This is a genomic window from Sphingomonas sp., from assembly GCF_031426035.1.
Taxonomy (GTDB): Bacteria; Pseudomonadota; Alphaproteobacteria; order Sphingomonadales; family Sphingomonadaceae; genus Sphingomicrobium.
In genome coordinates, this window is sequence record NZ_JANPKO010000082.1 from 50,800 (window position 1) to 59,329 (window position 8,530).

Below are 8,530 nucleotides of genomic sequence, written 5' to 3' on the forward strand. Positions count from 1 at the left end.
GGGAGAGGCACAAGCGACGGACCGCCAGCAAGGAGCCAACATGCTACGGTCTGTCAGCCTATCCGCTTTATTGCTCGCCACCGCCGCGCCGGCCTGGGCGCAGCGCGCCGACGAGAATGTCGTGACCGCCGCGGGCGACGCGTTCGGGACCAGCGTCGGCAATGAGAAGATCGGCCTCTACAGCGCGACCGACGTGCGCGGGTTCAGCCCGATCCAGGCCGGCAACATCCGCATCGAGGGATTGTCGGTGACCGAGCATGGCGGGTTCACCACCAGGGTGGTCAGCGGCTCGACGGTGCGGGTCGGCTTGACCGCGCAGGGCTATCCGTTCCCCGCGCCGACCGGGATCGCCGATTATACGCTGCGAAGTTCAGGCAACGACGCGGTGGTCAGCCCGGTGCTGTACCTCGGGCCCAACGGGACCGCCGCGCTCGATGTCGATGCCCAGTTGCCGATCATCCGCGACCGGCTGTCCTTGGCCGCGGGCGCCGCATTTCGCTACGACGAGTCGTTCCCCGGCGAATCCAGCCGCACCTTGTCAGTCGGCGGCGTGCTCCGGTGGCGGCCGACCGACGCGATCGAGATCAAGCCTTTCTACGGATATTCGCGCGCCTGGGACGACGTCGACGTCGGCGCGATCTTCACCGGCGGACCCTATCTCCCGCCCAAGATCGAGCGCCGCTACTTCGGCCTCGACTGGACGACGAGCGAGATCGTCCGGCAGCTGTACGGCGCGGTCGGCTCGGTCCAGTTGTCGCCCAATTGGCAGCTCAGGGCGGGCCTGTTCCGGTGGGAGAACACCACCGAGCGCGGCCTCACCGAGCTGTACCGCAACGACCAGCCGGACGGCTCGGCCCAGCGCACGCTGGTCGCCACCAAGGACCAGAGCGCGGCGTCGACCTCCGGCGAAGTGCGCTCGTCTTACTCGATCACCGAGGGCGACCGGCGCCATACCGTGCATCTGGCGGCGCGCGGGCGTGATACGCGGCGGGCTTATGGCGGGGCCGACGTGCGCGACCTTGGGCCGGCGACCATCGGGCGGCGCATCGACGTCGCCCGGCCCGACTTCGCGTTCGGGCCGCGCTCGCGCGACGAGGTGCGCCAGGTCACCGGCGGGATCGGCTACGAAGGGCGCTGGGCAAAGGTCGGCGAGCTCAGCCTTGGGCTGCAGAAAACTGATTATGAAAAGAACAGCCGGATCCCCGGGCTGGCGACGCTGACCACCAAAGACAGCCCCTGGCTGTACAACGGCACCCTAGCACTGCACGTGACCGACAAATTGGTCGCCTACGCCGGCTTCACCCGCGGCCTGGAGGAGAGCGGAACTGCCCCGACCAACGCGGTCAACCGCAACTCGGCGCCGCCCGCGCTGAGGACTAGCCAGCGCGACGCCGGGATCCGCTATTTGATTATGCCGCGGCTGAACCTGGTCGCCGGGCTGTTCGATGTCCGCAAACCCTATTTCAACGTCGACCAGGACTTGGTCTATCGCGAGCTCGGGACGGTGCGGCACCGCGGCGTGGAAGTGTCGCTCGCCGGCCAGCCGGTCGAGGGGCTGAGCGTGGTCGCCGGCGCGGTGCTGATGGACGCCGACGTGTCCGGCGACGCGGTCGACCTCGGCGTGATCGGGCCCAAGCCGGTCGGCACCACGGCACGGATCATCCGCGCCAATTTCGATTATCGCCTGCCGTTCTTCGCCCCGCTGTCGGTCGACTTCGGGGTCACCAACCAGGCGGCGCAGGTCGCCAGTACGCTCGGCTATGCCGAGCTTGGCGGGCGCCAGCTGATGACCGAGCCGCAGACCATCTTCGACCTCGGCGCGCGCTACCGCTTCAAGGCCGGCACGACCCCGGCGACGTTGCGCGCGCAGGTCACCAACCTGTTCGACACCTACCGTTGGAAGGTCGGCGCCAACTCGGCGTTTCGCTTCATCGACGCGCGGCGGTTCCTGCTGACCCTGGCGGCGGATCTGTAACGGCGGCAGCGCGCACTTGCGGGGCGAGCATGAGCCGCTACAGGCGTGGCATGACTTGCTCGCCGGCGCGCCGCACCCGCTGATGCAGGATTCCCTGCACCTGCTGCGCACCCGCCGCTTCCTGCCGCTGTTCACCACGCAATTCCTCGGCGCGTTCAACGACAATCTGTTCCGCACCGCGATGGTGATGCTGGTGATCTACGGCATCTATCGCGACGCGGCGCAGGAAGCGACCTTCAGCGCGATCGCCGGCGGGCTGTTCATATTGCCGTTCTTCCTGCTCTCGGCGCTCGCCGGACAGCTTGCCGACGCCAACGACAAAGCGGTCATCGTGCGGCTGGTGAAGTCGGCCGAGATCCTGATCATGATCGTCGGTGCTGCCGGTTTGCTTCTCCACAACGTCCCGCTGCTGCTTGCCGCATTGTTCGCGATGGGCGTCCACTCGACTTTCTTCGGGCCGATCAAATACGCCATCCTGCCGCAGCATTTGAGCAAGGAGGAGGTGCTTGGCGGGACCGGGCTGGTCGAGGCCGGGACCTATATCGCGATCCTCGGCGGGACATTGCTCGGCGGGATCCTCGTCACCCAGCGCGCCGACGGCAGCTTCCACGCCGAATATGCCGCGCTGGCGGTGCTGCTCGTGGCGCTGATCGGCCGCATCGCGGGGGGCTTCGTGCCCCCTGCCCCGCCGTCCGAGGAAGCGGAAATCCCGGGCTATCCCAAGCGCGGCATGGACTGGCACATCATTCGCGCCTCGATCACCTTGGTCAGCGCGACGATGCATGTGCGGAGGCTGTTCCTGGCGATCATCGCGATCAGCTTCTTCTGGTCGATGGGCGCGGTGCTCGCCGCTCAATTCCCGCCGCTGGTCAAGAACAGCCTCGGGTCGGACCAGACCGTGGCGACGCTGTTCCTCGCGGTGTTCTCGATCGGCGTCGCGATCGGCTCGGTGGCGGTCAACCGCTTGCTCAAGGGCCGCGTCGGGGCGCGCTTCGCGCCGGCCTCGGCGCTGGCGATGGGGCTGTTCGTGCTCGACCTATTCCGCCGCGTGCGCAGCTGGCCAGGCAACGGCGGCGAGCTTCACGATCTGAGCCAGTTCCTCGCGCTGCCCAACAGCTGGATGGTGGTGGTCGACCTGCTCGGGGTGGCGATCGCGGGAGGCATGTTCGTCGTCCCGCTCTACGCGTTCCTGACCACCACCGTGCCCAAGTCGGAAACCGCGCGGACTATCGCCGCCAACAACATCGTCAATTCGGGGATGATGGTGGTCGCCACCCTGATCCTGACGATCGCGGTGCAGGCGGGGGTGACCGTCGCCGACAGCCTGTTGATCGTCGCCGCGGCGAGCGTGGTCGCGGCGTGGATCGGGTGGAAGCTCCACCTCGCCTGCGACTGAGGATCAGCGCGCGCTCAGGCGACCAGGATCGAGACGAACAGGAAGCCGGCCGAGAAGGTCGCCGCGAACAGCTTGAAATCCTCGCTCAGCATCGCCTCCGGGGCAGTGGGCGCATCGTGCGCAACCAGCCGTCGGCCGAACTGTCGGGGGTCGAGGGCGAAGGCGGGACGAATGCCGTGCATGCGAACTTCTTAACGTGGCTTTTACCATGTTTACAACGGCGGCATGCGGAAGCCGGATCCCGGCGTCCCGTGGCGGGACGGCGGGCATCGCCAGCGGGTTGTCGTGGGGTTTAGCCGGCGGCTGCGCGCGGCGGCTGTTCGAATATGGGCCGGTCGCGCTGGGCGACCAGCTGGGCGGCTTGCTCGCCGCTCATCGGCTTGCCGAAATACCAGCCTTGTCCGACCTGGCAGCCAAGGCCGAGCACCACCGCATGCGCGGCCTCGGTTTCGATCCCCTCGACGCACACCGGGACCGACAGCGCGCTGGCAAGCGTCGCGACGGCGCGGACAATCGCCGCGCTTTCGCTGTTATGGTGGATGTTGGTGACGAACGAGCGATCGATCTTGATCACGTCGAACGGCAGCGACCGGAGGTGCGATAGCGACGAGAAGCCGGTGCCGAAATCATCCAGCGCCAGGCGAATACCCTGGTTCTTGAGGCTGGCGACGATAGCGCGGGCCAGTTCGATATCGGCGAACAGCGAGCTTTCGGTGATTTCGATGACCAGCCGATTGGCGGGAAACCCGGTTTCCGTGAGCAGCCGGATGATCCGCTCGGCGAGCCAGCCATCGGTCAGTTGCGACGGAGCGATGTTGACCGACAGCTTGAGCGACGGGTCCCAGTCGACGGCTTCGCTCATCGCGGCGCGGATCACCTGCTCCGACAGGCGGTCGATCAACCCGATCTCCTCGGCGACCGGAATGAACACGTCGGGCTCGATCAGCCCGCTCAACGGGTGGCGCCAGCGGGCGAGCACCTCGAAGCCGACGACATGGCCGGTATTAAGGTCGACCTGCGGTTCGTAATACGGCAGGAACTGCTCGTGCTCGAGCCCGAAGCGGATGCCTTCCTCAATCTCGCCCTGTGCGATCAGCGCGCGTTCCATGCCCGCATCGAACCACACCGGCCGGGTCACGCGACTGGTCTTGGCGTGGTCCATGGCGATGTCGGCGCGGCGCAGCAGGTCAGGCACGTGAAGGCCGTTGACCTGGGCGGACGCAATGCCGGCGAAGGCGCCGACCTGGATGATTCGCCCGTCGATCTCACACGGCTTGGTGACCGAGCGCAGGATCGCCTCGCCGATCGCCTCGGCATGCTTGTGCTCGGACTTGGGTGAGGCCAGCGCGATCGCGAATTCATCTCCGCTCAGCCGCGCGACGACGGCGTCGGAGCCGGCGGGATTGGTGATCGCCGCCGCCACGCTGACGAGCAGCCGATCGCCCATTTCGTAGCCATGGCGGTCGTTGATTGCCTTGAACCGCTGAATCTGCAGCGAAATGATGATCAATTCATCGCCGCGCTGGCGGGCGTCGACGCTGAGCTGCTCGGCGCGGTCGGCGAAACCCTTGCGGTTGTACAAGCCGGTCAAGGCATCGGTTGAGGCTGCAACGGCAGCGCGCCGCTCGCCATCGATGCGTTTCTCGGCTTCGTGCTGGAGATCGACATAGCGGCGCCAGCCGAACAGGATCAGCGCGACATTGAGGGTCAGCGCCGTGCTGGTGATCTGGACATTCTGATCGAGGTCATGGCCGGCAAAGCTGAGTTCCCGGAAAAACGTGCTGCCATTCCAGATCAGCAGCATGACGGCGCAAATGAGGATGCTCAGCACCAGCGCGTCTCGCCTCGCGCTGACCATCGGCGCGCTGACTGGGTTTTCGTCCGCCAACTCGTCACTCCTGTGCACGGTTGGCGTTTACTTGGACAGGATTAACAAATTACATCCGCGATGGTTGTTAGCGAGCAGCTAGGTGATGGTGCGGACGGCGGGACTTGAACCCGCACTCCTTATTCGGGAAGCCGATTTTAAGTCGGCAGCGTCTACCATTCCGCCACGTCCGCAGGTGGCCGCCGGTTATAACTCGGCGGTGACTTCCTGCAGGTTGAGCCGCTCGCGCATTTCCTTGCCCGGCTTGAAATAAGGCACGCGCTTGGCATCGACTTCGACCGCCGCGCCGGTGCGCGGGTTGCGGCCGGTACGGGCATCGCGCTTGCGGGTGGAAAATGCGCCGAAGCCGCGCAGCTCGACCCGGCCCCCGCCGGCGAGTTGCTCGGTGATCGAGTCGAACAAGGCGCTGACCGCCGTTTCGACCTCGCGCTGGGTGAGGTCCGGAAAGTCCTCGCACAGCTGCTGCACCAGTTCGGAACGGATCATCGCATCCCCGCTATCTCAAGTGCCACGTTCCCGTCCGCGGCGTTGCCATGCAAGCTGTCAGGAAAGGAGCGCCGGCGCAAGCTGGATTCGACCAGCAGCGCCGGCGCAACGCATTCTGACAGCGCGTTATTCCCCGGTCGTTTCGGGGACGGTTTCCTCACTTGCCTCCGCGCCGGATTCCGTAGCGGCATCGTCGGCCGCGGCCTTGGCCGCTTTCTTGGCCGGAGCCTTGGCCTTGTCCTTGGCTTCCTTGGCGGGAGCCTTGGCTTCCTTGGCTGGCGCCTTGGCAGTTTCCTTGGCGGTTTCCTTGGCCGGGGCCTTGGCGGTTTCCTTGGCTTTCAGGGCCTCGCCGAGGATGTCGCCGAGCGACGCGCCGCTATCCGACGAACCATATTGCGCGACCGCCTGCTTCTCCTCCGCGATCTGCATCGCCTTGACCGAGAAGGTCGGCTTCTTCGAGCGGTCGAGCCCGGACACCATCGCGTCGAACTTCTGGCCGACCTGGAAACGCTCGGGGCGCTGCTCGTCGCGGTCGCGGCCCAAATCGGTGCGCTTGACGAACCCGGTCACGCCATCGTCGCCGACCTGCACTTCCAACCCGCCGTCGCGCACCTCGAGCACGGTGACGGTGACCACCTCGCCCTTGTTGGCGCCCGAGCCGCCGCGGCCCGCGCCGCCGCCGGCCGCCGCGCGACCGCCGCTCGCCGCCGCAACCCCGCCGCGCTCGAGCTGCTTGATGCCCAGCGAAATGCGCTCCTTCTCGACATCGACGTCGAGCACGAGGGCTTTGACCGTCTCACCCTTGCGATGCAGCGCGAGCGCTTCCTCGCCGGTCGCGCCCCACGCGATGTCCGACATGTGGACCATCCCGTCGACATCGCCGTCCAACCCGACGAACAGCCCGAACTCGGTCGCGTTCTTGACCTCGCCCGACACTTCCGAGCCGACCGGATGGGTCTCGGCGAACGCCGCCCACGGATTGGCCTGGGCCTGCTTGAGGCCGAGCGAAATGCGGCGCTTCTCCTCGTCGACCTCGAGCACTTTCACTTCGACTTCCTGGCTGGTCGAGACGATCTTGCCCGGGTGGACGTTCTTCTTGGTCCAGCTCATCTCGGAGACGTGGACCAGCCCCTCGATGCCCGGCTCGAGTTCGACGAACGCGCCATATTCGGTGATGTTGGTGACGCGCCCGGTGAACGCGCCGTCGATCGGATACTTCGCCGCGGCACCCTCCCACGGGTCGCTCTCGAGCTGCTTCATGCCAAGCGAAATGCGCTGGGTCTCGCGGTTGATGCGGATGATCTGCACCTTGACCGTGTCGCCGATGTTGATGATCTCGCTCGGGTGGTTGACGCGCTTGTATGAGATGTCGGTGACGTGGAGCAGGCCGTCGATCCCGCCCAGGTCGACGAACGCGCCGTAATCGGTGATGTTCTTGACCACGCCGTCGATCACCTGGCCCTCGGCGAGGCTGAGGATCAGCCCTGAGCGCTGCTCGGCGCGGGTTTCCTCGAGGATCGCGCGCCTGGACACCACGATATTGCCGCGGCGGCGGTCCATCTTCAAAATCTGGAACGGCTGGGGGATGTCCATCAGCGGGCCGACGTCGCGCACCGGGCGGATGTCGACCTGCGAACCCGGGAGGAAGGCGACGGCGCCGCCGAGATCGACGGTGAAGCCGCCCTTGACGCGGCCGAAGATGACGCCCTCGACGCGCTCGTTCTTCTCGAATTCTTTCTCGAGCTTGTCCCACGCGGCCTCGCGGCGGGCGCGGTCGCGGCTCAGCATCGCCTCGCCCTGGCTATTCTCGACGCGGTCGACGAACACCTCGACCTCGTCGCCGACCTTGAGGTCGGCCTTCTGGCCCGGCAGCGCGAACTCGCGCAGCGGCACGCGGCCTTCCGACTTCAACCCGACGTCGATCACCGCGAGATCGTTCTCGATGCCGGTGACGATGCCCTTGACGACCTTGCCCTCGAACGTCTCGTTGGCGCCGCCAAGGCTGTCGTTGAGGAGGGATTCGAAGTCGTCGCGCGTCGGGAAAGCGGTGGTCGCCATAAGGAAAGGTCTTTCGTAATCAACGGGCCTGCCGCGGGGCGCGCCACCATGGCGGGCCTTCACCTGCGGACCTGGTTCAATGCACCGCCGCCAACGGCACCATGCCGGAGGCGGCGTCTGGCGGGGGCGATGCGTGGGTCGCGGCGCTCATTTCATGACAAAAAGCGCGTTCCGGTGCCACTGTAGCGGAGGCACCGTACGCGCTCGTCAAGAAGGACGGGCTGCCGCAAGCGCTACGCGAGCACCCGCCGGACGGTGGCGCCTATAGGGGAACAGGGTGGAAGGGGCAAGCCGAGGCGGTCAGGCCAGCCCCAATTTCTCCTCCACCAGCGCGATCGCGGCGGCGATCGCGGCGTCCTTGTCGAGGTCGCTGGTGTCGAGGTGGGCGGCGTCGGGGGCCTCGGCGAGCGGGGCGTGATCGCGGGTGGAGTCGCGGGCGTCGCGGGCGCGGATGTCGATCAGGACGTCGTCGTAATGCGCGGGCATGCCGCGCTCGAGCAATTCGCGGACGCGGCGGCGGGCGCGCACCTCGGGCGACGCGGTGACGTAGAGCTTGGCGTGGGCGTTGGGTGCGACGACGGTGCCGATGTCGCGGCCGTCGAGCACCGCGCCGCCGGGCTGGGCGGCGAATTCGCGCTGGCGCTCGAGCAGCGCGGCGCGGACCGCGGGATAGGCCGAGACGCGGCTGGCGATCGACGACACCGCCTCGCTGCGCAATTCCTCGTCG

At 66.9% G+C, this 8,530-nt stretch carries 6 protein-coding genes, 1 tRNA gene and 1 pseudogene; 2 read left to right on the forward strand and 6 right to left on the reverse strand.

Translation table 11 applies throughout. From position 1 onward, the window contains the following. Positions 1–40 precede the first annotated feature (40 nt). A complete protein-coding gene (locus tag RMP08_RS05590; RefSeq protein ID WP_310468008.1) occupies positions 41–1,975 on the forward strand; it encodes a TonB-dependent receptor domain-containing protein in 1,935 nt (644 codons plus the stop codon). An 82-nt stretch (positions 1,976–2,057) separates the two neighbouring features. Beyond that, entirely contained in the window at positions 2,058–3,371 is a 1,314-nt protein-coding gene (locus RMP08_RS05595; RefSeq protein WP_310468009.1) for an MFS transporter, read from the forward strand. Between the two features lie 14 nt (positions 3,372–3,385). On the opposite strand, the gene RMP08_RS05600 is transcribed toward RMP08_RS05595, so the two are convergent. The 6 genes and pseudogenes from RMP08_RS05600 to RMP08_RS05625 form a co-directional block, all read right to left on the reverse strand. Then, positions 3,386–3,553, reverse strand: a complete 168-nt coding sequence (locus tag RMP08_RS05600; protein WP_310468010.1) for a hypothetical protein — start codon at positions 3,551–3,553, stop codon at positions 3,386–3,388. Between the two features lie 110 nt (positions 3,554–3,663). Next, a complete protein-coding gene (locus RMP08_RS05605; RefSeq protein ID WP_310468011.1) occupies positions 3,664–5,259 on the reverse strand; it encodes a bifunctional diguanylate cyclase/phosphodiesterase in 1,596 nt (531 codons plus the stop codon). An 86-nt stretch (positions 5,260–5,345) separates the two neighbouring features. Further along, a tRNA-Leu gene (locus RMP08_RS05610) sits at positions 5,346–5,432 on the reverse strand. Between the two features lie 13 nt (positions 5,433–5,445). Continuing rightward, positions 5,446–5,745, reverse strand: coding sequence for an integration host factor subunit beta (locus tag RMP08_RS05615; protein ID WP_310468012.1), 300 nt, complete (start codon positions 5,743–5,745; stop codon positions 5,446–5,448). A gap of 330 nt (positions 5,746–6,075) precedes the next feature. After that, positions 6,076–7,803: pseudogene (gene rpsA, locus RMP08_RS05620) on the reverse strand (30S ribosomal protein S1); the annotation flags it as partial. Positions 7,804–8,103: 300 nt separating this feature from the next. Beyond that, on the reverse strand, positions 8,104–8,530 hold a 427-nt coding region (locus RMP08_RS05625; protein ID WP_310468013.1), incomplete at its 5' end, for a (d)CMP kinase.